The organism is Rhodococcus sp. 1168, from assembly GCF_002091955.1.
In the GTDB taxonomy this organism is placed as follows: Bacteria; Actinomycetota; Actinomycetes; order Mycobacteriales; family Mycobacteriaceae; genus Rhodococcoides.
In genome coordinates this window covers 26,039-50,182 of record NZ_MKKY01000032.1, presented here as the reverse complement: position 1 = coordinate 50,182, position 24,144 = coordinate 26,039, and the positions used below count along the sequence as shown (strand labels likewise).

The following is a 24,144-nucleotide window of genomic DNA, read 5'->3' as shown; positions in this document are numbered from 1 at the left end:
ACGAGCGATGGCCGCAGGAGCGGTGGCTGCTATGGCCATCGCGTTCGGCACAGGAGCACTCGTCGGACCGAGCGCCGTCGCAGCACCAGGGGTGATCGTCGGGCCGGGGACGGGATACGTCACCACTGGCGGCCTCGACGATCTGACGGCCTGCTCCTTCGCCGCAGTCGGATACGACGCGTCGGGGACTCTCGTCGGCCTGACGGCGGGACACTGCGTCCTCTCGCCAGGCCTGCCGGTGACGCTCATCGGTAACCCCGGAGCCGGGCCGGTCGGAACGACTGTCTCCTCGCACTGGGGTCCCGACTACGGAGTCATCGCACTCGACCCCGCAAAAGTGATCCCGGTGTCCTCAGTAGGCGGCGTCACCGTCACCGGCATCGGACAAGCAGTCCCGGGTCAACCCGTCTGCAAATCCGGAGTAGCCAGCGGCGTCACCTGCGGCACCATCCGGGAAGTGCGCGGATCCGACCTCGTAACCGATACCCCGACAGTGTGGGCAGACTCGGGAAGCGCACTGGTCAGCGGAACAACCCTCGTCGGCATCGCCAGCCACGCCGACGGAGTGCCCCTGCTGAGCCCCACGGTCTACGCATCGGCTCTCGACTCGGTGAACATGCTCGGTGCGCGCGGCGGAACAGGCGCAGGCTTCCGGCCGATCGGTTCCTGAGCCGCTGCACACGTGGTGCTGAGCATGGTGTTCCACTTGCGTCCGCTACGCGCGGGGATTCCGCCCGTAGGAGGCGCAACTGGAACACCGCTGCTCACGTGCGGGGAGCCTCGGCCTTGATCAGGGCCACGAAGTCCGCCGGGTGGTCGAGACACAGACTGACCTGTCCGACGGCACCGGCCTGTCGATACTTGGGTATGAGCGCAGGCAGCTGGGCGTCGACCCGACCGCGGAGCGTGATGTCGACCGAGGTGCCATTCGCGTTGGGGAGAAACAGGCGCCCGTCACGAATAGCCGGCGTGGTCTCGGAGAATCGGCGAACCATCGCTACCGACGCAATGTCGTTGCGGCACAGCGACAGAACCGTAGACCCCGACTCGCGCTGTCGAGAGCCTCGGCGAGATCGATTGGGAGTGCAGACATCTCGATTCCGGTCGCAGCACGTTCGAGCATGACGACCAGCCGGGCATGTCGGGCAGCAAGCTTCGCCTGTTCAGCTTCGATCCCGGCGATCAAGGCAGTGAGATCCTCGACGGCATCATTCTTGTCCTCGCGGCCGGCGCGGACCGACAGCACCGTCTCCACGGACCCGAGCGGTACCCCGGCGTCGGCGAGCCAGCGAATTCTCATCAATCGAATCAAATCGACGAGGCGATACTCGCGGTAGCCATTCGGCTGTCGCGGGGGTTCATCCATCAACCCCAGGCGGTGGTAGTGGCGCACGGCTCGTGGGGTGGTCTCGGCGGCCTCCGCCAACTGACTGATTCTCACCCCATCAGTGTCGACTATGACGCTGCGTCAAGGTCAAGGGTTTCGCGGCCGCATTTCGTGCGGGCGCTCTACAAGATCCGGTGCTGCGAGCGATCGGAGGACGGGCGGGATCGGTCGGCGTCGACGAACATCTGGAGGAACGACGTCGGCCTGGACTCTTCGTTGTCCGATGACGCGTGACCGATGTCGAGGGTGCGGGGGAGATCGTGATCTGCCATGGTGGCCTCCTGATTCGGCTGAACGAGACGGTCTTGTCGGGGGAGCGGTGGAGACGGGAAGTGGTCGACGAGAAGTGCAGCAGCACCGAGTGATTCGATGACCATTCGCGCCGCACGGGTGGGTGCGAAGATACGCACGGTGCCGTCGGACGCCAATGCTGACGTGATCACGGCATTGACTGCACCGGAGTACATGAACGACACCGCAGACATGTCGATCAGCACGTCCGCACCCGAGGCTGTGAGTCGGCCGAGGTTGTGGGTCAAAGCAGTTCGCGAAGACATATCGAGGTCACCGGACACTCGCAGTACGGCGTAGGAAGGCGAGTGGGACTCCACTTCGATCGCGAACTGCGGTTTCCGAGCTATCGAATCCGAGACGCGATATTCGAATATCTGACGGGCGATGTCGGCAATAGTCATCTTTCGGCACCTTCCCTCGACGTTGTGCGTGTTCTACACAGCAACACTGTCAGGGCGAGATCTCTCCGTTGGATCCTCGCGGTCACGATACGGCCACTGACAAGTAACGAATCGGTTACGACGCTGGTTAGGGTGACCGAAATGCGCCGATGCCTGGGGCTTTCCGGTCAGCCGATGGACTCAATCGATGCTTCGAGCGTAGACCGCCGAGTCGGCGCGCGCCTCAGCTTTCCCGAGCGGTGGACCCACGGGAGAGAACTCGACTCAGGGACAGCGCGGCCGTTCGCACGGCAGGGGCGAGCAACTCGGGCCTGAACTGCGCCTTGGGGACTGACACCGACAGTGCAGCAACCGGTTTACCTGCCATCGTGACAGGAGCTGCCACGCAACATCCACCGATCGCGGACTCTTCACGCTCGGATGCGACACCGGTGCGTCGGACCGAATCTATCTCGAGGGCAAGCCGTTTGGGGTCGGTGATCGAATTTGGAGTACACCGCCGAAGCGGCTGGGCAAGCACCTCTGCCACCACGTCCGGGTCCTCGGAGGCGAGCAACGCCTTACCCACCGCCGTACACGTCAACGGCAACCGTCCGCCGGTGTGCGAGGGAAACGGCATCGCCGAGCGGCCGTGAATCTTCTCCACGTAGATCGCGTCGAATCGATCCCTGACGGCGAGGTGGACGGTCTGTTCGGTCACTGCGAAGAGGTCCTGCATGAACGGGAGAGCCGCCGATCGAAGACTGTGTTTGATCGCGACACGCTCACCGAGTTCGAACAACGCCATGCCGAGCTCGAATTTGTTCCCGGTGCGTGTGAGCCAGCCGAGGTTCGTCAGACTCACCAGCACGCGGTGAGTGGTGGACCTGGGCAGACCCGTCCGAGCGCAGACCTCGGCGAGGGACAGTGCCGTTCCGCCGGGAAACGAGTCCAGCACGAGAGCCGACCTCTCCAACAATGACGAGCTGTCTCGTTCCATGGGACAGATCCTATGCACCGGCCAGGAGCGTGGATAACGTCTACACCAACATCGGACACGCGAAGGCGGGCAGTATATGAGCACGAAAGTTGCGGTCATCGGATCGGGCAACATCGGTACCGACTTGGTGATCAAGTTGAAAAGGATCGCCAAGAACGTCGAAATTGCCGTATTGGTCGGCATCGACCCTAATTCCGACGGACTGGCTCGCGCCAGGCGGTTGGGAGTCTCCACCGTCGATTCGGGCGTGCAGGGATTGATCGATCACCCCGATTTCGCCGACATCGAAATCATCTTCGACTCCACCTCCGCCCAGGCGCATGTGGCCAACGAGGCAGCACTGCGGCCCTACGGCAAGCGCCTGATCGACCTGACGCCCGCCGCCATCGGCCCGTTCGTGGTGCCCGCTGTCAACCTCGACGAGCACCTCGACGCACCGATCGTGAACATGGTGACCTGCGGCGGACAGGCGACCATCCCGATCGTCGCCGCCATCTCCTCGGTCACCGAGGTGCACTACGCCGAGATCGTGGCGTCGATCGCGTCGAAGTCCGCCGGACCCGGCACGCGAGCGAACATCGACGAGTTCACCGAGACCACCTCGGAGGCAATCGAGAAGGTCGGCGGAGCCGCACACGGCAAGGCCATCATCGTTCTCAACCCCGCCGAGCCGCCGCTGATCATGCGCGACACGGTGCTGGCACTGGTATCGAACCCTGATCAGGACAAGATCCGTCAGTCGATTCTGGACATGGTCGCGAAGGTTTCGGCATATGTTCCCGGCTACCGGCTCAAGCAGGAAGTCCAGTTCACCCAGCTCGACGACGCAGAGTCCGTCGCAACCCTCACCGGTGGCGTCGAAAAGGGCCCGGGCCTGTGGAAGGTGTCGGTGTTCCTCGAGGTCGAAGGCGCCGCTCATTACCTGCCCGCATACGCGGGAAACCTGGACATCATGACCTCCGCCGCTCTTCAGGTCGCGGAGAAGCTCGCTGAGAACAAGACTCTGGAGGCTGCACGATGACTCGCCCCAACGCCACCGATGGCGCCGCGCTCTACATCCAAGATGTGACGCTGCGCGACGGGATGCACGCGATGCGTCACCGGATCACCCCGGAAAACGTCGCGCGGATCGCCAGCGCCCTGGACAGTGCAGGCGTCGACGCCATCGAGGTCACCCACGGTGACGGACTCGCCGGCCACAGCCTCACCTACGGGCCGGGCAGCAACACCGACTGGGAATGGATCGAAGCCGCAGCCGAGGTCGTTCATCGCGCAAAGCTGACGACGCTGCTGCTGCCGGGCGTGGGCACCGTGAAGGAACTCGAGCACGCTTTCAAGCTCGGAGTCACCTCCGTCCGCGTTGCGACACACTGCACCGAGGCCGACGTCGCGGCACAGCACATCGGCAAGGCCCGCGAACTGGGCATGGACGTGTCCGGCTTCCTGATGATGTCGCACCTGGCCGAGCCGGAGAAGCTCGCCGAGCAGGCCAAGCTGATGGAATCCTATGGCGCGCATTGCGTCTACGTCACCGACTCCGGTGGCCGTCTGACGATGGACGGAGTGCGAGCACGAGTGCGCGCATACCGCGACGTCCTCGATGAGGAAACCCAGATCGGCATCCACGCCCACCAGAACCTGTCGCTGTCGGTAGCGAACTCGGTTGTGGCAGTGGAAGAAGGCGTCATGCGTGTCGACGCTTCGCTCGCCGGTCACGGCGCCGGTGCAGGTAACTGCCCGATCGAACCGTTCGTTGCCGTCGCAGATCTCAACGGCTGGAAGCACGGCTGCGATCTGTTCGGCTTGCAGGATGCTGCAGACGACATCGTGCGGCCGCTCCAGGACCGACCGGTCCAGGTCGACCGTGAGACGTTGACCCTCGGCTACGCAGGCGTCTACTCGAGCTTCCTGCGCCACGCCGAGTCCGCTGCCAAGCAGTACGGACTCGATACCCGCGCTATCCTGCTCGCCGTCGGCGAACGCGGACTCGTCGGCGGTCAGGAAGACCTGATCACCGATATCGCACTGGATTTGGCTGCCGCTCGCAAGTAGTCTTCACGCAACGAGTACCCCGGGTGTGGTCGCTACGACAGGGACCGCACCCGGGGTTTCTGCTTTTTTCTTGGCCGTAGGCTCGCACCGAGGAGCGCATACCGATGACCCACACTCTCGACGGCGACTACGACGCCGTCATCGTCGGCGCAGGTATGTCAGGCATCGCCGCTTACCGAGCGCTGCGCGAGGAGGGTGTGCGCAACATTCTGATCATCGAACGAGCCGCCGAGTTCGGCGGCACCTGGCGAGAGAACACCTACCCCGGATGCGAATGCGACGTGCCTTCGCCGATCTACTCGTACACCGATGCACAGAACGCCGACTGGTCGAAACTCTATGCAAGCCAACAGGAAATTCAGCGCTACCTCGTCGACACTGCTGACCGCTGGGGCGTGCGCGATGCCGTACGGTTCGGCGTCACCTTCCTCGGTGCGCACTGGGACGCTACGAACGGCAAGTGGAAGATTCGAACCGACATCGGGGACGTCACAACAACTCTCGTCATCGGCGCCGCCGGACCGTGGAGCACGCCGTCCGTTCCCGATCTCCCCGGAGCAGCCGACTTCAGCGGAGTCACCTTCCACTCGGCGCGCTGGCGGCACGACGTCGACCTGACCGGTAAACACGTCGTCGTCATCGGAACCGGCGCATCCGCAGTGCAATTCGTACCCGAGATCGTCGACGCCGCCGAACACGTGACGATCTATCAGCGCACCCCGCAGTGGGTACTCCCCAAGCCGAACTACCGTCAGCCCACAGCATTTCGCTGGCTACTACGCCATAGTCCGGCTGTTGCTCGGATCCAGCGCGCCGTCATCTATCGCATCCTCGAACTCGTCGCGTTCGGAACCCGGCACAGCAGGGCCATGAGAATAGCGCACATCATCGGCCGGTGGCAGATCAAACGTCAGATCGGTGATGCCGAGCTACGTGAGACTGTCACGCCTGCTTATGTGTTCGGGTGCAAACGTCCACTGTTCGCCAACACCTGGTATCCGACACTCGACCGCGCCGACGTCACAGTGCGCCCGAGCGGCGTCGCCCGACTCACCGAAAACGGAGTCATCGGGACCGACGGGATCGAAGTGCCCGCCGACATCATCATCTACGGCACCGGATTCCACATCACGGATATGCCTCTGGCAGAACAAGTATTCGACGCGGACGGGCAGAGCTTGAGCGACCACTGGCGCGGCAGCCCCAAGGCCTACCTCGGAACCACCACCCACGGCTTCCCCAACTTCGCGATCCTGCTGGGCCCAGGACTAGGGACCCTGGCGTCCGCCTTCACCGTCACCGAAACACAGCTGGGTCTGATCAGGTCCCTCGTGCGCACCACCCGCGAGCTCGGCGCGGAAGTATTCGACACCCGCGCCGACGCCCAACAGACCTACAACAACGACCGAACAGACGCCCTGGCCACCACCGTCTACAACATCGGCGGCTGCACCAGCTACTTTATCGACAAAACCGGCACCAACAGCTTCAGCTGGCCCTGGTCCACAGACGCCATGCGTCGACGCCTGCGCACCGCCGACCCCGCCGCATACGAATTCACCAGGTAGATCCGATGTGGGACGCGGACGCAGCCGGAGTCATGCCACTGCCGTCGGGACGCCAGATTCGGGGGAGGGGGCTACGCACAGCGCTGCCGGCCTGGAATCCCGAACGTCGACGCCGTCCGCTACGTGCGAGCTCACTACTCGCATCGGGCCGTCGAAACTCCCTGGCAGCGAGGGCTCGTCGCGCGTTGGCGGTGAGGAAGCGTGCTGGGTTTCAGTCGCGAACGAGGCGGCGAAGGTCCGACCGAGCCGCCTGATAGACGGTGACGAGATCAGCGGACGCGTCACCACTGTCGACCATTTCGGCCCAGCGATCGACCGCGATTCGGAGGGTCAGTGCGACGGTCTCGATGAGTAGGCGAGCGGTCGATGGCGTGCCCAGCTTCTTCGCCACCTTCTCGGTCAGACAGGCCAGCATCACCGCGTCGGCGGCGTAGGCAGCGGATCGCACCTGCGCGTCCGACAAGACGAGCTGTCGAACCCGTAGCAAGCGTTCCTTGCTGCCGTCGGAAGAAGTGGCGAGTCGAACGACAGAGCGTTCGTAGATGCCCTCGACGGCGTCGAGTGTGATGCGCTCCGAGGTCGCAGACTCGAGCCATTCGGTGAACTCTGCCTCGAACTGGAAATCGGCGATCAGCACGGATTCCTCTTTGGTGGCAAAGGACCGGAAGAACGTGCTCGGTGACACCCCGGCCCGTCGTGCGATGTCATCCACCGTCGTCGAGGCAGCACCGTGAAGTTCGAACAAGTCCAGGGCCGCCTCCGATATTTCACGTCGGGTTTCCCTACGCCGTCGTTCACGCAGGTCGGGGACGGCGCTGATGTCAGCATCGGTCTGATGTACGGCCACTGTCCACCTCCTTGTCGTTCCTACTTCAACTTACCAGCGAATATCGAATTGACAGTCACTGTCATGCTGCATGAAACTATCGGCAATCGTCGAATCAACCGGAGAGTTCCTTCATGCAGACACAAGACGCCGTCCCCGAGGAAGAGCTGTCCTCGGCGAGCAAGATGCTGATCGGCGTCTTGGTTGTCGCTTCCTTCGTGATGATTCTCAACGAGACGATCATGAGCGTCGCGCTTCCGAGGCTCATGATCGACCTGACCATCACCGCCACCACCGCTCAGTGGTTGACCACCGGATTCATGCTCACCATGGCAGTGGTCATCCCGACGACGGGGTACCTGTTCCAGCGTTTCACTCTGCGGCAGATGTTCATCAGTGCGATGACCCTGTTCAGTGCAGGAACGCTACTGGCAGCCGTGGCGCCGGGATTCGAAATCCTGTTGGCGGGCAGGGTGATTCAGGCCGGCGGCACCGCCATTATGCTCCCATTGCTGATCACCACCGTGCTCGGCCTCGTCCCGGTGCACAAGCGCGGCAAGATGATGGGTGTCATCTCGATCGTCATCGCCGTCGCACCTGCTGTCGGTCCCACTATTTCCGGCATCATCCTCGACTCGTTCGCGTGGCGCGTGATGTTCTGGCTCGTACTGCCGATCGCCCTCGTGGCCTTCGGGGTCGGAGCCGCACTGGTGAAGAATGTCGGCGCGACCAGTAAACCGCCGTTCGACGCCATATCGGTTGTGCTGTCCGCGTTCGCATTCGGCGGAATCATCTACGGCCTCGCCGGTATCGGCCATTCCTCCGAGGGCTCGTCCGTACCGGTATGGATACCGCTCGTCGTCGGCTTCGTCGCACTAGTAGTCTTCGTGCTCCGACAGCTAGCGCGCCAGAAGGAAGGGCGGGCACTTCTCGACCTGCGGCCGTTCTCCACGCCCGCGTTCAGTATCGGCCTCGGACTCCTGGCGATCAGCCTGATGACCCTGTTCGGGGCACTGATACTACTGCCGATCTATCTGCAGAGTGTGCGTGGACTCGACACTCTGACAACAGGTCTCATGCTGCTGCCAGGCGGCCTGATGATGGGCGTTCTGGCACCGTTCGTCGGCCGGGCATTCGACCGCATCGGGGCTCGACCACTCGTAGTACCCGGCACCATCGTCGTCAGCGCAGCGTTGTGGCTCATGACCCTGCTCGACGCGGAGTCCCCGCTCGCGATGGCCATCGGCATCCACGTTCTGCTGTCGGCCGGACTCGCACTGATCATGACGCCGCTCATGACGTCATCGCTGGGATCACTGCCTAGGGACCTGTATTCGCACGGCAGCGCGATCCTCAACACCGTGCAGCAACTGGCCGGCGCAGCGGGTACCGCGCTCTTCGTGACAATCATGTCGAATACCGCCGCATCGAGAATTACCGGTGGCACCGACGGAATCAGTGCCAGCGAGTCCGGCGTTCAAGCCGCATTCGTCTGCGGCGGCCTGATATCGCTCGTCGCGGTCGCAGGTTCCTTCTTCATCCGGCAGACGTCACAGGAGTCGACCGATGCCGAACCGGTTGCCGCTCACTGAAACCGGTTCGACTTCGGGTCGATACCTCAGGCAGGCGGCTGACTGAGCGAGAATCCGCACTTCTCGGTCGCGTACTTGTTTACCCGATCGCTGGCCGCCATTGCGTCCTGCGCGGTGTCGGCGTCCATCGACGTCGTCGACTTCTCGGTGAAAGCCTCGTACGTCGGCGCGTCGGCAGCAGTACTCGTGGCGACGACGCTGGCATCCTTGAGCTTCGCGAGATCGGGTGAGACGTCGGGATCGTCGGCGTTGATCGCCGGGTCGTAATGCTCGCTCAGGCCGTCCGCATACGTCTTCAACGAGGCCTGCATCGCGGGCCAATCGCTCGGGTCTCCGGCCAGGGTGCTCATCGAGGCAGTTTCGAAGTTCGCGATGTCCTGCAGTTGTGCACAGATGTCTACCTCGGGGGCAGCCTCTGCATTGTCGTCCGATCCGCAACCGGCCAGCCCCACGGAGACAGCGGCGGCAATGCACAGGACGGGTAGGGCCGAAAGCTTCATGCGGGTATGTCTCCAAACGGATCGGGGCATAGGTCCGCATAACCGTCACAGGAGAGGGTGCCTCTTGTCGAGTCGGACATCCACTTGTTGGGAAATGTCACCACGCCGGATTGAGTACGAGCTGATTCGAACGTATGGTCGAACAATGGTTGCGCGTAGATCGAGAGGAGGTGCAGATTCGCGTCGACCGTTCGAGGTGCTCACCCCGTCGGTCAAGGTGTTGATCGACCTGGCGATTCTCTATCCGCAGCCACCGCACCATCACGGCAATTACACCGCGGAGGGATTCGACGTCAGAAAAGTGGTGCCCGGAGACCTGACGGAATGGTCGATGACCGTCGACGGCGACTGGATCGGCAGAGTCACCTACGAGCTGATGTCGAAGGATCGTAGTGAGACGGTCACGCATTGGGTGCCGAGTCGGGTGCTCAAACCGTTGCACTGAACCGGACGGATGGCCCCAGTAGAGAGCGTGCGGGCGCATACTCGGGCCCGTCGAGTCTGCCAGGGAGTGCATCGATGACATTCGTTCGAGTCGGCGTAGTGCGTAACAGTGTGATGATCGCCCTCGTCTGTGCCCTCCTATCGGCATGCGGTCAGGGCAGCGGTTCGTCGGCAGGGTGGGAGAGTGCTTCGGAAAGTGCTGGAGCGCAACCGGATACCGATGCGGTGGAGTTCGAAGCGGCCGAGGTGAGCGGACACGCCCTCGTCCCAGGCACTTCGATGACGATCTCGATGGCGACCACCGGCGACGCCGTCGCATTCAGCGCTGGATGCAACACCTTCTTCGGAGCCCTGAACAATGACGCCGGGGTGATCGACGGACCCGGCGCCGGGGCGTCGAACGGTCCGATGGGATCGACGATGATGGCATGCGACGATGCGCTGATGGAGCAGGACCGCTGGCTACAGGAATTCCGCGACTCCACACCGGTACGGACACTCGGCGAAGGCACTGTGACGCTGAGATCGCCGGCCGGGTCGATCACGGCCACTCGCGTCGCGGGCTGATCTGCTGATAGGTGGTTTTCCCGGCAGCGCAGAGGGTTTGGGGCCCGATCGTGGGGGTATATGTTCGTTCGCGGTAGCCGACGGTCGGCTACGGGAGGGGTTTCATCATGCGGTTCGTCACTCTGATCGTCCTTATATGGCTCGTGGTTGGAGGTATCGCAGTATTCCAACGCGGATACGTCTCCAGTGCGCCCGAGAACTGTGCAGGTGTCGGCACTATCGCTCTCACGGTCGTCGCAGGCCCGCTCAACTACGCAGGCGTCAACCCGAAGGTCACGGACTGCAACCTGCCGCAGCCGAGCCAGTAGGTCCTTCGCGCGACCGGTTGCCGTTTTCGGCGGCCGGTTTTGCGCGTGAATGGTCCATTCAAGCGGGGAGGTCGGGCGGTTTCGGCGGCCCACCCATCGCTTCAATGTGACATTCATACGATCTGATGACTTCGGTGGTCCATTCAAGCGGGGAGGTCGGGCGGTTTCGGCGGCCCACCCATCGCTTCAATGTGACATTCATACGATCTGATGACTTCGGTGGTCCATTCAAGCGGGGAGGTCGGCTCCCAACGCGTGAATGGCCCATTCAAGCGGTCGGTGGGCATCCCGAAACGGCCACCCCACAAGGTGACGTTGGTCGCTGAAAATGCACCGGTCGGCCTAGCTGATTAGGCTCGAGGTGTGATTCGCCGGAGCCCTTTGGTCATTGTTGCCATCATGCTTCCGGTGCTACTTGTCTCATTGATCGGATTCGGCGGATACCTGACGTTCACTAGGGCTGCGATCGACCCGGTGGCCTCTGCGGACGCGATCATCGTTCTGGGCGGTGAGCACGACGGCCGTGAGGCGTACGGTGTGTCCCTGGCCGAGCAAGGTGTTGCCGACACGGTGGTGCTGTCGGATCCATACGGTGCCAAGGATCCGGTGATGAAGAAGTATTGCGACAAGAAGACGTCGAAATACACCGTGCTGTGTGTCGATCCCGTCCCCAGTACGACTCGTGGGGAAGCCATTTTCACCCAGCAGCTTGCGCAGGAACGTGGCTGGAAACATGTCATCGTCGTGAGCTGGCGCTACCATCTGCCGCGCTCTCGATTCATCTTCGGGCAGTGCTTCGACGGCGAGGTCACCATGCGTCCGGTCCCACGCACCTATGACTTCTCGCTCGTGCAATGGGAGTACACCTACCTCTATCAGATTGCGGGCTTCGTCAAAGCCGGCGTGCAGGGCGGATGCGGCAACGTCTGAGCGGGTCAGAGTTTGTCGTAGAGCGTGACACCGGACTTCCACAGTAGGAACCCGAGCATCGCGCAGGCGATCGCACCTACGACATTGGCGGTGAGAAAAAGTGCCGCCACTCGAAACCGGCGTCGGCGCGCGTACCCGACGGTCAGCAGAGCAACCGAGGACATCGGCGCCAGCGAGGCGAGGAAGCCGAAGCCTGCGAGGCCGAGGACCCACTGCGGGGGCGTCGCGGCCGCTATCAGTCCGAGTGCTCCGCAGGAGACCATCGTCAGCAGGAGGACCCGTCGACTGTCGGTGACCGAGCCGGTGATCACGTAATGCGCGAGTGCTCCGCACGCGCCACCGAGGGCGACGAGGAGCAGCACGGTCATCCGACGGACTCGTGGGGGCGAGTGATGAGCGCGCCGATACCGAGCGCTGCGACGGCCACGATGGGCGTCACCACGATGTAGACGACCGAATTCCAAGCATCGTCATGCGTGACTCCCTGCAGCGCATAGAAGCTGAAAGTGGTGAAACCGCAGGACGTCCCGATGACGAGGGGCCGCAGGATCGGCGCTGCGCGGCCCGACAGGTAGCCCAACGCGGCACCGAGGAGTAGGCACCCGACCACGTTGATCGAGAACGTGCTCAGCAGAAGCCATCGCGCGGACTCGCGTCGATCCCAGATTTCGTAGCGGACCATCGCCCCGAACGCACCGCCGACGGCTACCGCGACGGTGGAAGGAAATCTGTCGTAGCTCATCGCATTTCACCCTAGTGCGAATCGGCAGCGACGCCAGGTGAGAGAGCGTCCGGCGTCGAGAATCACACCAGATGAGGGGACTTGCGTTCCTCGGGTATGTTTGTCGACTGTGACGCTTGACGAGTCAGGGCTCGGCCCTCAACATTTCGACGTGGCTGTTCAGTGGCGTGGCACTGCGGCCATCGTGACGGTCTCCGGTGAGCTCGATTTGGTGACCGCGCCGCAGCTGACGGAATCGGTGGAGTTGGTCTGCGGGAAGCAGCCGACAGCCCTCGTCATCGATCTTTCCAACGTCGGATTCCTAGCTTCTGCGGGAATGTCGCTGCTGGCCTCCACGCATCAGAAACTCGGTGACACGGCAGGATTTGCCGTGGTCGCGGACGGCCCAGCCACGGGCCGGCCACTGACGCTGATCGGGCTCGATCAGCTATTCGGAATCTTCGCGACGGTAGAGGAGGCGCTGGATGCGCTTCAGGTGGGTAAATCCTGACGCTTTGGGTATGACGGAGCAATGATGGCAATTGTGTTCGGTGGGAGCGACCCTCTGGTCCCTCCTGCCACCGAACCGAACTCCGGCCCGCGACTCGAGGATGCCATGAATCTGGACTTCGATGGGGAAGCCGCCGTGCCGGATCGAGCGTCCGCACTCCGGATCGCACTGAGCCAGTGGCTGACCGGTCTCGCCGTCGACCCCAACCGTGCCTACGACGTGGTATTGGCAACCTACGAGGCGCTGGCCAATTCCGTCGAGCACGCGTACTCCGATGCAGCCGAACCGGGCACGCTGGACCTGCATGCGCAGTTCGTTCCGTCGACCGGTTCCATCGAAGTGGTCGTCTGCGACCACGGTGAGTGGGCTGTCCATGCGCCCGACGCCACCCGTGGACGGGGTGTCCCCCTGATGCATGCTCTCGCGGACACCACGGCCGTGACGTCCGACCACGACGGCACGACAGTCCGCCTCATCTGGGACGCAACTGTTTCTGTTTGACCGGAGTGGCACTACCCGACTTCGGTCAATGCCATGACATGCACATTGTGAAGTAGCACAATCGCTCCATCGGGACATAGTCCGAGGGTGGAGGCGCAAGTGAATGCTTCGCAGGTGCCCGGTGCCGTGGTTGCGGACCGGTATCGATTGCTGCAGCGTCGCCCGTCCATCGGCTGGGGTGCCCGCTGGCGTGCCAAAGACCTGACATCTGGTCGTGACTTTTCCCTATCGCTGTTCCGGATCGCGGTAATTCAGACCCACGACCCGAGCCCTGACGCGATTGGAAAATTCATCGAGACCGCGCGTGCGCACGGACGGCGAAGGGACGGACAGTTCGACGTTCTGGAAACGACGCCGTACGTCGCGGTGATCGAGGAGCTAGGGTCTCGCCGTCCGTTCGCTCCACCGGCCGAGGCACCACCCGACGCCGATGCCGCAGGGCCACGTCGACAGTTGACGTGGGTGCTCGCTGCAGTCGCAGCGGTCGCGGCCTTCGGCTTGATGGGGTGGTTACTGTCCACGACGATGCTGGCGAACAACCTCGGCGACGTATCCAACGTGGCCGCGGCGCCGGAACTGCCGTCGGCGATGCCGACCAAACCGCCGCCGGCACCGATTCTGCCGGTCGGTGCCGAGGTGTGGTCCGCGGTGCGCAGCCCGGACAACCCAGAAGATGCCCGACTGGCCATCGACGCGAACCCGGCGACCGCATGGTCCACGGACGATTACCGAAGCCCCTTCGGCACGACCAACAATGGAATCGGCCTTGTCGTGAACTTCGCTTATCAGGTGGACTTCGACGAGGTCTGGGTTTCGACCCCGGTGGCCGGTACGACCGTGGAGATCCGGACGCCACCGGAACCGAACGGCACGCTGAGCTCGACGCGCGTCCTCGGGTCCGCTGTCACCGGACGCGGTGTGACGACCATCCCCACCGAGGTGGTTCCGGGCTCACGTGCGGTGCTGGTGTGGGTGTCCGAGCTTGCACCCGCGACATCCGGATTCGCATCCGAGATATCGGAAATCGGATTCACCCCTGCCTGAGGCGAAGACGGAATCCCTCAGCGCTTCGGTGTGGTCTCGGTTTTCGCGGAGGATGCGCGCGGCTGTTGGCGGGCGTTGCTGCGAGGCGTACTCGCCGACGACGACTCGGCAGTACTCGCGGCGGGGGCCTTGGCAGTCGTCATGCCTGAAGGCGTGGGCGGCGTCGTGGCGGTCTGGGTAGTCGTGGTGGGTTTGGGCGTCGTGGGCACCGCCACCTTCCATGTCGGCGACGGCGGGACGAGGATGCCGGTGGACGGAGCGGCGCGCGCAGCGGAGCTCAGATCCGATCGCAGGGCCGGGGGTTGCACCGTGGAGGTCGTATCGGCGAACGCTCCGCCCAGCGCTCCGATGGTCAGTCCGACGGCTCCTGCGACACCTGCGATTGCCACCGCCGATACCGCGATGACTTTGTCGCGCATGTAGATCAACCCTCACTCCGGTTCCCGCCGGCCGAGTTACCGCGGAAATGACCTGCGAACGCTACCGCAGAAAGAGTGAGTGACGCTCAGCCGGCAGCGGCATCGCCGCGTGCTGCGGTACGGCGGCCTCCGCCGAATCGGTGCTCCCATACGCCGCCCACGAGTCGGTGGCCCTGCCATCGCCGCCCGCGGAGCACCTTACGGTGCACGGTCGTCATGCGGACAGCCCATGTCATCGCTTTGCTGTCGGTCGCAAGCTCGGCTTCGGCGAGTACTTCGTCCTCGGTTCTGACCTGATACATCGGCATGAGTCACATCTTGCATCATGTGATGGCAAATTTCCTACCCGAAAGATACCGGACCGTACGTTTGACCGTTAACGCGTATCCCGTGGTCAAGCCAACCGCCCGAGTGGGATACAAACGGACCGCGAGTCATATCAACCGAAGTATTTCGGGCAGAGTATCGGCTATTTGCTGTCCGATTTCCTCGTACATCTCGTGCGCCCGCTTGTACGGATCCTCGATGTCCAAGGTCGATACCGAGTGTTTTGCTCGGGCGTCGGCGATCTGGTCGAGGGAGGTGGCTCCGGAAGACCGCGCGAGTTCTGCAGCCTCGAGCAACGTGAACGTCCGGCGCAGCCTGCGCGGCGCGATGCCCAGCACTGCGTCGCGGTGACGGCTCGTCATGGTCAGGATCAGGTCCGCTTCCTCCACCATGCGAGGGGAGATGCGTCGCGCGACGAAGCCCTCGTCGTCTCCGCCCAGTTGGCGCAAGACGGTGGCAGCGGGTTGGTCCATGGGGTGACCGGTCAAGCCGTGGGTCCCGGCACTGGAGGCGGTCAACGCCAACCCGCCTTCGGCGGCGTACGCCAGAGCCAGACGTTCGGCGGTAGGGGAGCGGCAGATGTTGCCTGTACAAACGAAGAGGATATGCACGGGGTCTACGTTACGGCGATCGCCATCGAGCAACGGCCGCGCTACAGTATTGCCGAGTGGGGCACCGAAAGTGGATAGTCATATCTCTTTCTGTGGCGAGTCCCAGTGGCGTGCGCTCGATACGTGCGCATCCAAGTAAGGCAGGTCATGACTGAGGTTCTCGGTGTTTCGGTGGGGTCGAGCGCCGTCCGGATGGCTCGTCCCGACTTGCGGCTGTACTCGGCAGGCGAGCAAGCAGACAGTCAAGGGCTCGACTTCTTCAGTGACACGGTCGATGCCTACTGGCAGGACTGCGCGGAAGATGTAGCCGCCGAGTCGATCGGTGTGGTCCTCTCGCAGCGCAACGGATGCCCCGAAGTCGAGGCGACCGGCGTCGCCTACCGCGATCAGCAGCAGTTCGGTGAGATTCAGCAAGCGATGGCGAACCAACGTCTCTACAACTACCGGCTCGTCCCCGAGGCCAGAGCAGCTCTGGCCTATCTGGAAGCCTCCGGCGAGCTGGGCAACTTCGGCACTATCGGGCTATACGACCTGGGCAGCTCGGGTCTGACCATCAGCGTGATCGATCGCGCGACCGGCGACGTGCTGCTGGCCGAACGGACCACCGACATCAGCGGTGACGATTTCGATCGACTCATCTGCGACAACCAACTCGCCAGGCGCGGTGCAGAGCCACCTCCAGCACTCGGTATCGCCGAGTTCACCAGCCGGTGCCGTATCGCGAAGGAGCAACTGTCCGTCAACGGCGCAGTCTGCCTTCCGGGTGACAGCGGCGTCATCCTCATCTCCCGTGAGGCGTTCGAGGCGCTCGTCACGGTCCCTATCGAGTACTCGGCACGGTTGCTTCGGGATGTGCTGACTCGATCACCGCAGTACGTCGATGCCGTGTTCCTGATCGGCGGTGGCGCTCGCATTCCGTTGGTCGAGACCATCATCGGGTCGTGGACCGGACTGCCAGTGGTGACGCCTGGTGATCCCGAGTCGGTCGCAGCCAAGGGAGCCGCCCTGCTCGCGACGCCGGTGGAGAACCTGGCCACCGAGGCCGCGTCGTCGTTGGCGCTCTCCGGTGCCCCCGAGTGGCTGAGCCCGGAGCCGGTAGACAAACCTGCAACGTCCACCCGAAAGGTTCGTGGCGCGGCGCTCGTGGCGGGCGGGTTGGGACTCATCGCCGCCCTCGGTCTCACTCTCGGGTACGGCAATTCCGACAACTCGACAAGTGCGCCCACGGACAACGTCGAACCTACGACGACCATGCCGTCGACTACACGCCCCGCACCGTCCACGACCATGGTGCCCCGGCCGACGCCCCAGCCGGTGGTTCCGGCGCCGGAACCGGTCGAGACCTACGAGGCGCCGCAATACGAGGACCCGACGCCCGCTCCGGCTCCGGCACCGCCACCGGAGCCGCCGCCTCTGATCCCGGGTCTGCCGGGCTTGAAGCTTCCACAGTTTCAGCTACCTCCGCCGCCGGTGTTCGAGCTGCCGCGGTTCTAGTTCACGCGCCCGGCAGTCGAAGTCGCGCGGACACCGCGAGGTGGTCGGAATCGGGGATCGGTACGGGATGCACCTCGAGCGCGTCGACCGTGTCGCTCGTGACCACGTGGTCGAGCTGTGCCAGCGGACGGTTCGAGGGGAAAGTGCGGAACAATCCTGATCCCGCCCGTCCGGCGGCGTCGACGAAGCCCGCGCTTGCCAGATCGCGGAACTGTCGGTGATCGCCCGTGGCGTTGAAGTCCCCAGCTATCAGCACAGTTCCCGGGTAGGACTCCATCAAGGCGCGCATCCGGTCCAGGTCCTCGGCCCACTGCACGGCGTGGAGAGGTGTTGCAGGCGACATGGCGTGAAACGCAACCACGGTCACCGCGACGCTCCCGATGACGGTATTCGCCTGAACCGGTACGAAACCGAAGTCGGACAGTCGAGTGCCGTCGGTGAGAGGAGTCTTGCTCCACAAGCCGGTGCCGTCCGAGACCGGGAGAGCGGCGGTGAAGCTGTAGGGCAGCACATCGGCGATCCCGGCCCGGGTGAGATCGTCGACCTCGGCGGGGGTGAGTTCTTGCACGGCGAGAAGATCGGCATCGCTCGTACGGATCTCGTCGACGATCGCTGCGGCATCGGCATCACCATGCGCGACATTGACCGTCAGGACGGTGATGTCCTGCCCGGTGGCGGTCGCGTTGTCTGCGATGAACCGGGGGATCTGGATGCCGACGAGGAGGATCGCGAGCGTCACTGCGGTGACCAGACCGACGCGTGAGCGCGTCACGGCGAAAAGGATCGCTGCCACGGCGGCGATCACCGCGAAGTAGGGGGCTCCGACCACGAGCGCCACTAGCGTGATCTGCGTCACACCCAGTTGGCGAACGGCCAGCATCGCGATGGTGAAAACCAGGATCGACCACGCAATTGCAAGCGCCGTCCCACGTAAGACGCGTCGCACTGTGGTGCCTCCGGTTTTATGAGCCGCACGCGGCAAAAGTTGAGTGAAATATTGACTAGACTCACGGTTATGACCAGCTCGGACGCGGTATGCAAGTGTCGTCATCAGCGGACCGCGCATCAGCATTACCGCAAGGGAAGCGACTGCTCGCTCTGTGATTGCGACCGGTTCCGACAACCCGTTGTGTCACGACTTGTCGATCAGGCCAACCGCCAGCTTCAGCGCCTCAAATAATTGTACAGTCTTCGATTGGACGCTAAACAGACCGATTGTTTAGTATTGAGCCCTCGATCCAGGCAAAATGGGCAATTCGACTTCGGGCCCTGAGCTTGTCATCCGGCAGGAGGCACAGTGGCGTCAGACAGTTCGGTCATCCCTGGGTATACCGACGCGGTCGCGTCGGACGGCAATGCTGCAGCAGCGCTGCGCCTGCTGAGCCTTGACCCCTCGACGTACGAGACGCATTCCATCCACTCCCACGATCGGGTATGGACCGAAACCAACTGCTATGTCGATCTGTGGATCGAACTCCTCCATTCGCTGGGCGCCGATCCGGTTCCAGCGTTGGCGTTCGTGTTGAGCGCCGGCTGCGACGGTCGGCAGTGGGACTTCGTCAAGATGCAATCCGAGGACCTCCGCACGCTCTACGGCATAGACGTGCACGAGATGAACGTGTGGCGTTCCGTCCTCGAGCACATCCGTGAGGGGCTCGAGGACGGTGTGCTCGTCACCGTGGAGGTCGACGGTTTCTGGTTGCCCGACACCTCGGGCACCAGTTACCGCAACAATCACACCAAGACCACGATCGTTCCGAACTCGCTGGACGAGACCGAGAAAGTGCTCGGCTATTTCCACAACCGCGGTTACTTCGAGCTTTCCGGCGCAGATTTCGACGGCGTTTTCAATCTCGTCCCCACTCCGCATCCCGAGGTCCTTCTTCCGTACGTCGAGCAGATCGACCTCGGCCGCAACACCATTGCGAGTGGTGTAGACGACCGCGACCTCGACCTTGCGCGTGCGCACTTCGCGCGGAGGCCGTCGAGTAACCCCGTCGACGCCCTTGCCCGACGCGTCATCGCCGATATCCCACTGGTCCAGCGGTCCGGCCCCGACGCATTCCATCTGTGGTCGTTCGGTTTGCTCCGCCAGTGCGGCGCAAGCGCCGAGCTCGCCGCAGACCTCTGCGGGTATCTCGAGGCCAGGGGTGTGGACGGTATCGGCGCGGCTGTGCCTCATTTTCTGCAGGTGGCTCAGGGCGCGAAAGCCGTTCAGTTCCGCATGGCCCGCGCCGCGCGAGGGCGCGCGGTATCGCTCGAAGAGCCACTCGCGGAGATGACCGCGAGCTGGAGTGCAGCGATGGATGTCCTCTCGCTCGCTCTGTGAGTGGAAGATAACTGGGTGAGCAGAGATCTCGAGGACTTTCTGGATGGCGCCGAGTGGCACCTGACTGCAACGGCACCGGGATCGTGTCTGCATCCAGGTGAGCTCGACAAGGACGCCGAGTGGTGTGTTGCTCTCGTGCCGGGCACCGTCGCCTCGGTGGTGGACCGGCCCGATCTCGACGCGTCCGACTGGTGGTTCACCACCTCTGTGTCCGTACCCAGCGGTATCGCTACGACCCTGACGTTCGAGGGCATCGCGACGCGGGCAACGATCTGGGTCGACGGCGCGGAGGCTGCCCAGGTCCGATCCATGTTCGTACCGACGACCCTCGACCTTCCGGCCGGTATCTCCGTCGTCGAGATAGCGGTGCGTGTCGAGTCGATGGACGTCGTCCTCGGCAGTAGAAAGCCTCGAGGACGGTGGCGATCCTCGCTGGTGGACAAGCAAGGCCTGCGACACGAACGCACCACCCTGCTCGGCCGCGCCCCCGTCTACGGACCGGTTCCTGCCCCGATCGGCCTGTGGCGCCCGGTGACGCTACGGCCACGATCCCGTGCGCGAAACTGCCGGCTCCACACCACGGTCGACGGGGCGAACGGGGTGCTGCGAGTCCGTGCAGATCTCGACGAGACGGTGTCGGCGGTAACCCTCGACATCGGTGAGCATCGGTTCTCCTACGCCGTCGACTCCGCAGATTTCGATGTGTCCGTGACCATCCCGGATGTCAGCTTCTGGTGGCCGCATACACACGGTGAGCCGGTCCAGTACCCCGTGTCCGTGACCGTCGACGAAGATCGTGTGCACAGTGCAATGGTCGGTTTTCGTCGAACCGAGCTGCTTCGGCACGGACGATCGGTGGAACTGAGCGTCAACGGTGTTCGGGTTTTTGCTCGCGGCGGTTGTTGGACTCCTCTCGATCCGACACGACTGTGGGTCGAGGAAGAAGTAATGCGCACGGAGTTACTGCGTATACGCGACGCGGGACTGAACATGATCCGCATTGTCGGAACGCTGATGTACGAACAGCGTCAATTCTGGTCCCTCTGTGGCGAATTGGGCATCTTGGTTTGGCAGGATTTTATGTTCGCCACCACCGATCCGCCGCAGGATCATGAGTTCGTGGAGGTCGTCGAACGCGAACTCGAAGCACTGTTCGCGATCGTTGGGGGCAACCCGGCGTTGGCCGTCGTCAGTGGTGGCAGTGAGACGCAGCAACAGCCCACGATGCTGGGGATCTCGGCTGCCGATCAACAAATGCCATTGCTGGACAGTGTGGTTCCCGAGATCCTCGAGAACTGCCTCGCCGGCACCGCCTACGTCACCTCCAGTCCGTCGTCGACGTCCGGTGAACTGCACACCCACATCGGTGACGGAATCGCGCACTACTTCGGTGTCGGAGGCTATCTGCGGCCGATCACCGACGTACGCACGGCGCGTGTACGTTTCGCTGCCGAATGCCTGGCGTTCTCGATCCCGCCGGAGCGACGAGCGGTGGATCGAATGTTCGGCTCCGCCAACGTTGCCGGCCATCATCCCGACTGGAAGTCTGCGGTGCCACGCGACCGTGGATCGTCCTGGGACTTCGAGGATGTCCGTGATCACTACGTTCGAACCATCTTCGCAGTCGACCCTCACCTGGTCCGTCGAACCGATGCCGAACTATATCTCGACTATGGACGCGCGGCCGTGTGTGAAGCGGTAACGGCATCCTATTCGCATTGGCGCAGAACTGAATCCGAGTGCAGCGGCGCATTGGTGCTGACACTCCGTGACCTGGTTCCGGGAGCCGGTTGGGGACTGATCGACTCCGCAGGAGACCCGAAGGCGCCGTGGTACAGCCTGACGCGTGTCAGCAGCCCGATCGCGGTGTTCCTCGTAGACGATGGTCTCGACGGTCTGAGCATCGAGCTGGTCGACGACACGGCTGAGCCATTGCTGGGAACTCTTCGGGTGTCGCTGCACGGTACGACGGGCCGAATCGGCGAGCCCTACGAGCAGTCCATCGAACTTGCGGGACACAGTTCGGCGAAGCTTGCGCTCGATCGGGTCATCGGAACGTTCGCCGACGTCAACCATGCATATCGATTCGGTACCCAGACGTACGCCGCGGTGGTCGTGGAGCTGGAAGACCTTGCCGGCATTCGAGTCGCCGAGGCAACTCACCTCATCGGTGACGTCCACGTTCGACAAAACGATGTAGGACTGTCCGCCCGGGTCGAACCAGTGGAGCCAGGTCGGTGGTCGCTGACCGTGTCGACGAACTGGGCCGCACAGTACGTGTGTGTCGACGTCGGCGGATTCGATACCAGCGACTCGTGGTTCCACCTCGCCGCGGGGGCGAGCCGAACTGTGACACTGACTGGCGGGGGACCGAAGCCGGCAGGGCATGTGCGCGCGCTCAATTCGGTGAAGCGGGCGCAGATCCGTTAACCGGAAATACGGCTCAATCGTCCACGCGCATAACCGAATCCAGCTGCACCGAGACTGGTGACGACAGCGAGGGCGCCCCACAGGCGAACCGGGTTTCCCCGTGCCGCCGCAGCAGTTTCACGTCCGACTGCACGCGGCAGAATTTTGGCCGTGTACGAACGCTCGGAAGACAAGGCGTCTCCGGGGCCGATGAGACGCGCGATGGCAGCTTTGGAAACTCCCTCGGCATAGCTGCGCGAGAGGAGATAACGGGGCCGCGTACGATCGGCACTCACATTGTGGTCGACGGCGATCGACGGGTCGAAGAGGATCTGCGCTTCGGGGTGAGTCTGACGGAGCCTGATGCACAGTTCGGTCTCCTCGCAGCCCAACGGAATACGCCCGATGCGGCCGATCCCGGAGATGAAACCGCCGAGCTCCACGATCGGCGCGCGACGGAAAGACATGTTGGCGCCCATGAGGTTGCGAACCGTCGAAGTCGTCGTGGGCTGGCCCCGGTAAGTACAGCCCACGATCCAATCCAGCTCACCCGGTTCTCCCGCGACCTCGGTCGGTAGAAAAGCGGGACGTGAACTGGGCCAGACCGGGTGCGCGGACCCGCCCACGGCATACACCGTGGGGTCTGCGTAGTGAGCCGAAATAGAGGCGATCCACTCGGTCGAACGTGGTGCTGCGTCATCGTCGAGGAACACCACGATGTCACCCATCGCGAGGTCCAACGAAGTGTTGCGGGCCCCGGACAAGCCACGCGGATGCGAATTCTCGACGACTGTTACGGCCGAGCTGCGCGGCAGAAATTCGTCCCTCGCGCGCTCGAACAACCTCTCGTTGTGGTCGATGACGACGAGTAGTTCCGTCGCAGGCGTGGACTGGCCCAACACCGCATCGACTGCCGCACTGAGGTCGTCCCAGCGATCGAGCGTGTAAGCGCAGACGACGACCGACGAGGTGAGCTCGCTCACGCCGATTTCTTGTGCAGCGGAATCGAATTCATTTCTTCGAAGGCCTCGAACGCTTCGAACTCGAGGTCCATGTCGGTACGCGCATCGTTGGTGCTGCGGCTCGGACGCGGGATGGACTGCTTGGCCAGCCGACGTGCACGCAAGCGCTCGGTGAACAGTGTGCGGAGTACGCGGAAACCGTCGGAGAACGTGCGGAGGTTGGACTGGCCGTAGATCCGAGCCAACTCGATGCTCGGCACTTCCTGAATCCGAACGTCGGCTTCGGCGAAACGGCAATTGATGATGGTCTCGATCTCGAAGCCGTCGCCCCAGAGCATCTCGCCCTCGGCGTGCTCCTGCTCGAGTGCCGGCAAGTCCAGCACCGGAACCAGATCGCGCCAGAATGCGTTGTAGCCGTAGCACAAATCGGAGAACTTGGTTCCGAAGAGCGTGTTCGCGACGAGATGCAGGCCACCGTTACCCGCGCGACGCAGGGGAGTGATGTCGTGGCTTCCGCCGCCGGCGGTGAAGCGCGAGCCCTTCGCGAAATCGGCTCCGGCGAGAAGCGCATCGACGAAGCGTGGAATCTCGTCGGCGTTGGCCGAGCCGTCGGCGTCGAACATCACGATGATGTCGCCGGTTGCGGCCTCGAACCCGCACGCGAGAGCGTTGCCCTTGCCCTTGCGTGTCTGCTTGATGATGCGGATGTCTCCGCGAATCTCACGAGCGGCATCGATGGTCCCGTCGACGGAACCGCCGTCGACCAAGATGAGTTCGTAATTTTGTGACAGCAGGGGCAGAACGTGGCGCAAATTTGCAGCCTCGTTGAGAGTGGGGATGACGATACTGATGCGCGGGTTCATGGATTTCATTCCCATTCCAAAAAGATATTAGTGAGGTGACCGACCTAGGCTCGGAACATCTGCGGCGCGACCCCCGGCGGATCCCGCAGACTGTAGAAGTGCGCG

General features: G+C 63.2%; 29 protein-coding genes. 15 read left to right on the top strand and 14 right to left on the bottom strand.

The window, feature by feature from the left end:
• Positions 1-7: 7 nt before the first annotated feature.
• Positions 8-670: a S1 family peptidase gene (locus tag BJI47_RS04250; protein WP_254900376.1), complete on the top strand. Its 663-nt coding sequence runs from the start codon at positions 8-10 to the stop codon at positions 668-670.
• Between the two features lie 94 nt (positions 671-764).
• On the opposite strand, the gene BJI47_RS04245 is transcribed toward BJI47_RS04250, so the two are convergent.
• The 4 genes from BJI47_RS04245 to BJI47_RS04230 all read right to left on the bottom strand — a co-directional run bounded on the left by BJI47_RS04245 (position 765) and on the right by BJI47_RS04230 (position 3,061).
• Positions 765-995, bottom strand: a complete 231-nt coding sequence (locus tag BJI47_RS04245; RefSeq protein WP_088942554.1) for a hypothetical protein — start codon at positions 993-995, stop codon at positions 765-767.
• A gap of 2 nt (positions 996-997) precedes the next feature.
• On the bottom strand, positions 998-1,441 hold the full coding sequence (locus tag BJI47_RS04240; RefSeq protein ID WP_088942553.1) for a MerR family transcriptional regulator: 444 nt from the start codon (positions 1,439-1,441) through the stop codon (positions 998-1,000).
• Between the two features lie 68 nt (positions 1,442-1,509).
• Positions 1,510-2,082, bottom strand: coding sequence for an STAS domain-containing protein (locus BJI47_RS04235; protein WP_088942552.1), 573 nt, complete (start codon positions 2,080-2,082; stop codon positions 1,510-1,512).
• Positions 2,083-2,305: 223 nt separating this feature from the next.
• Positions 2,306-3,061, bottom strand: a complete 756-nt coding sequence (locus BJI47_RS04230; RefSeq protein ID WP_088942551.1) for an IclR family transcriptional regulator — start codon at positions 3,059-3,061, stop codon at positions 2,306-2,308.
• A 76-nt stretch (positions 3,062-3,137) separates the two neighbouring features.
• Between BJI47_RS04230 and BJI47_RS04225 the strand changes: the two genes are divergently transcribed.
• The 3 genes from BJI47_RS04225 (at position 3,138) to BJI47_RS04215 (ending at position 6,681) form a co-directional block, all read left to right on the top strand.
• Positions 3,138-4,082 carry an acetaldehyde dehydrogenase (acetylating) gene (locus BJI47_RS04225; protein WP_088942550.1) on the top strand — a complete coding sequence of 315 codons (945 nt, stop codon included), beginning with the start codon at positions 3,138-3,140 and terminating at the stop codon, positions 4,080-4,082.
• Positions 4,079-5,113 carry a 4-hydroxy-2-oxovalerate aldolase gene (gene dmpG, locus BJI47_RS04220; protein WP_088942549.1) on the top strand — a complete coding sequence of 345 codons (1,035 nt, stop codon included), beginning with the start codon at positions 4,079-4,081 and terminating at the stop codon, positions 5,111-5,113. The genes BJI47_RS04225 and dmpG overlap by 4 nt, the downstream gene beginning before the upstream one ends.
• 104 nt (positions 5,114-5,217) lie before the next feature.
• On the top strand, positions 5,218-6,681 hold the full coding sequence (locus BJI47_RS04215; protein ID WP_088942548.1) for an NAD(P)/FAD-dependent oxidoreductase: 1,464 nt from the start codon (positions 5,218-5,220) through the stop codon (positions 6,679-6,681).
• Between the two features lie 211 nt (positions 6,682-6,892).
• Here BJI47_RS04215 and BJI47_RS04205 read toward each other — a convergent pair whose 3' ends face one another.
• Positions 6,893-7,528, bottom strand: a complete 636-nt coding sequence (locus tag BJI47_RS04205; protein ID WP_254900375.1) for a TetR/AcrR family transcriptional regulator — start codon at positions 7,526-7,528, stop codon at positions 6,893-6,895.
• Positions 7,529-7,641: 113 nt separating this feature from the next.
• On the opposite strand from BJI47_RS04205, the gene BJI47_RS04200 reads away from it, so the two are divergent.
• Positions 7,642-9,099: an MDR family MFS transporter gene (locus tag BJI47_RS04200; RefSeq protein WP_088942547.1), complete on the top strand. Its 1,458-nt coding sequence runs from the start codon at positions 7,642-7,644 to the stop codon at positions 9,097-9,099.
• A gap of 26 nt (positions 9,100-9,125) precedes the next feature.
• On the opposite strand, the gene BJI47_RS04195 is transcribed toward BJI47_RS04200, so the two are convergent.
• Positions 9,126-9,599 (bottom strand): hypothetical protein, encoded by a 474-nt coding sequence (locus BJI47_RS04195; RefSeq protein ID WP_088942546.1) that lies wholly within the window; start codon positions 9,597-9,599, stop codon positions 9,126-9,128.
• A gap of 145 nt (positions 9,600-9,744) precedes the next feature.
• Here BJI47_RS04195 and BJI47_RS04190 point away from each other — a divergent pair, with 145 nt between their 5' ends.
• The 4 genes from BJI47_RS04190 (at position 9,745) to BJI47_RS04175 (ending at position 11,848) form a co-directional block, all read left to right on the top strand.
• A complete protein-coding gene (locus tag BJI47_RS04190) occupies positions 9,745-10,044 on the top strand; it encodes a hypothetical protein (RefSeq protein WP_088942545.1) in 300 nt (99 codons plus the stop codon).
• Positions 10,045-10,118: 74 nt separating this feature from the next.
• The gene (locus BJI47_RS04185; RefSeq protein ID WP_088942544.1) at positions 10,119-10,610 is read left to right on the top strand and encodes an META domain-containing protein; all 492 of its coding nucleotides are present in this window, start codon (positions 10,119-10,121) and stop codon (positions 10,608-10,610) included.
• A 107-nt stretch (positions 10,611-10,717) separates the two neighbouring features.
• Entirely contained in the window at positions 10,718-10,918 is a 201-nt protein-coding gene (locus tag BJI47_RS04180) for a hypothetical protein (protein WP_084347164.1), read from the top strand.
• 363 nt (positions 10,919-11,281) lie between these two features.
• Positions 11,282-11,848: a YdcF family protein gene (locus BJI47_RS04175; RefSeq protein ID WP_254900374.1), complete on the top strand. Its 567-nt coding sequence runs from the start codon at positions 11,282-11,284 to the stop codon at positions 11,846-11,848.
• Positions 11,849-11,853: 5 nt separating this feature from the next.
• Here the strand turns inward: BJI47_RS04175 and BJI47_RS04170 are convergent, their stop codons facing one another.
• Both BJI47_RS04170 and BJI47_RS04165 read right to left on the bottom strand, forming a co-directional pair.
• A complete protein-coding gene (locus BJI47_RS04170) occupies positions 11,854-12,216 on the bottom strand; it encodes a CrcB family protein (RefSeq protein WP_088942543.1) in 363 nt (120 codons plus the stop codon).
• Positions 12,213-12,590 (bottom strand): CrcB family protein, encoded by a 378-nt coding sequence (locus BJI47_RS04165; RefSeq protein WP_088942542.1) that lies wholly within the window; start codon positions 12,588-12,590, stop codon positions 12,213-12,215. The genes BJI47_RS04170 and BJI47_RS04165 overlap by 4 nt, the downstream gene beginning before the upstream one ends.
• A gap of 151 nt (positions 12,591-12,741) precedes the next feature.
• On the opposite strand from BJI47_RS04165, the gene BJI47_RS04160 reads away from it, so the two are divergent.
• The 3 genes from BJI47_RS04160 to BJI47_RS04150 all read left to right on the top strand — a co-directional run bounded on the left by BJI47_RS04160 (position 12,742) and on the right by BJI47_RS04150 (position 14,625).
• Positions 12,742-13,080, top strand: coding sequence for an STAS domain-containing protein (locus BJI47_RS04160; protein WP_254900373.1), 339 nt, complete (start codon positions 12,742-12,744; stop codon positions 13,078-13,080).
• A gap of 24 nt (positions 13,081-13,104) precedes the next feature.
• Complete coding sequence (locus BJI47_RS04155; protein ID WP_254900372.1) at positions 13,105-13,581, top strand: ATP-binding protein; 477 nt, start codon at positions 13,105-13,107, stop codon at positions 13,579-13,581.
• A gap of 99 nt (positions 13,582-13,680) precedes the next feature.
• A complete protein-coding gene (locus tag BJI47_RS04150) occupies positions 13,681-14,625 on the top strand; it encodes a hypothetical protein (RefSeq protein WP_125458657.1) in 945 nt (314 codons plus the stop codon).
• A gap of 17 nt (positions 14,626-14,642) precedes the next feature.
• Here BJI47_RS04150 and BJI47_RS04145 read toward each other — a convergent pair whose 3' ends face one another.
• The 3 genes from BJI47_RS04145 to BJI47_RS04135 all read right to left on the bottom strand — a co-directional run bounded on the left by BJI47_RS04145 (position 14,643) and on the right by BJI47_RS04135 (position 15,982).
• Positions 14,643-15,044, bottom strand: a complete 402-nt coding sequence (locus tag BJI47_RS04145) for a hypothetical protein (protein WP_254900371.1) — start codon at positions 15,042-15,044, stop codon at positions 14,643-14,645.
• Between the two features lie 86 nt (positions 15,045-15,130).
• A complete protein-coding gene (locus BJI47_RS04140; protein ID WP_088942539.1) occupies positions 15,131-15,352 on the bottom strand; it encodes a hypothetical protein in 222 nt (73 codons plus the stop codon).
• A 126-nt stretch (positions 15,353-15,478) separates the two neighbouring features.
• Entirely contained in the window at positions 15,479-15,982 is a 504-nt protein-coding gene (locus tag BJI47_RS04135) for a low molecular weight phosphatase family protein (protein ID WP_088942538.1), read from the bottom strand.
• A 147-nt stretch (positions 15,983-16,129) separates the two neighbouring features.
• On the opposite strand from BJI47_RS04135, the gene BJI47_RS04130 reads away from it, so the two are divergent.
• Positions 16,130-17,476 (top strand): Hsp70 family protein, encoded by a 1,347-nt coding sequence (locus BJI47_RS04130; protein WP_254900370.1) that lies wholly within the window; start codon positions 16,130-16,132, stop codon positions 17,474-17,476.
• Position 17,477: 1 nt separating this feature from the next.
• Here BJI47_RS04130 and BJI47_RS04125 read toward each other — a convergent pair whose 3' ends face one another.
• Positions 17,478-18,422: an endonuclease/exonuclease/phosphatase family protein gene (locus tag BJI47_RS04125; RefSeq protein ID WP_088942575.1), complete on the bottom strand. Its 945-nt coding sequence runs from the start codon at positions 18,420-18,422 to the stop codon at positions 17,478-17,480.
• 351 nt (positions 18,423-18,773) lie between these two features.
• Here BJI47_RS04125 and BJI47_RS04120 point away from each other — a divergent pair, with 351 nt between their 5' ends.
• Both BJI47_RS04120 and BJI47_RS04115 read left to right on the top strand, forming a co-directional pair.
• Positions 18,774-19,805: a DUF1839 family protein gene (locus BJI47_RS04120; protein ID WP_254900369.1), complete on the top strand. Its 1,032-nt coding sequence runs from the start codon at positions 18,774-18,776 to the stop codon at positions 19,803-19,805.
• Positions 19,806-19,820: 15 nt separating this feature from the next.
• The gene (locus BJI47_RS04115) at positions 19,821-22,235 is read left to right on the top strand and encodes a beta-mannosidase (protein ID WP_254900368.1); all 2,415 of its coding nucleotides are present in this window, start codon (positions 19,821-19,823) and stop codon (positions 22,233-22,235) included.
• Here BJI47_RS04115 and BJI47_RS04110 read toward each other — a convergent pair.
• Together BJI47_RS04110 and BJI47_RS04105 are read right to left on the bottom strand one after the other, a co-directional pair.
• Complete coding sequence (locus BJI47_RS04110; protein ID WP_088942537.1) at positions 22,232-23,197, bottom strand: glycosyltransferase family 2 protein; 966 nt, start codon at positions 23,195-23,197, stop codon at positions 22,232-22,234. The two genes, BJI47_RS04115 and BJI47_RS04110, sit on opposite strands and share 4 nt — an antisense overlap.
• Positions 23,194-24,054: a glycosyltransferase family 2 protein gene (locus BJI47_RS04105; RefSeq protein WP_088942536.1), complete on the bottom strand. Its 861-nt coding sequence runs from the start codon at positions 24,052-24,054 to the stop codon at positions 23,194-23,196. Before BJI47_RS04105 ends, BJI47_RS04110 begins: the two co-directional genes overlap by 4 nt.
• Positions 24,055-24,144 lie beyond the last annotated feature (90 nt).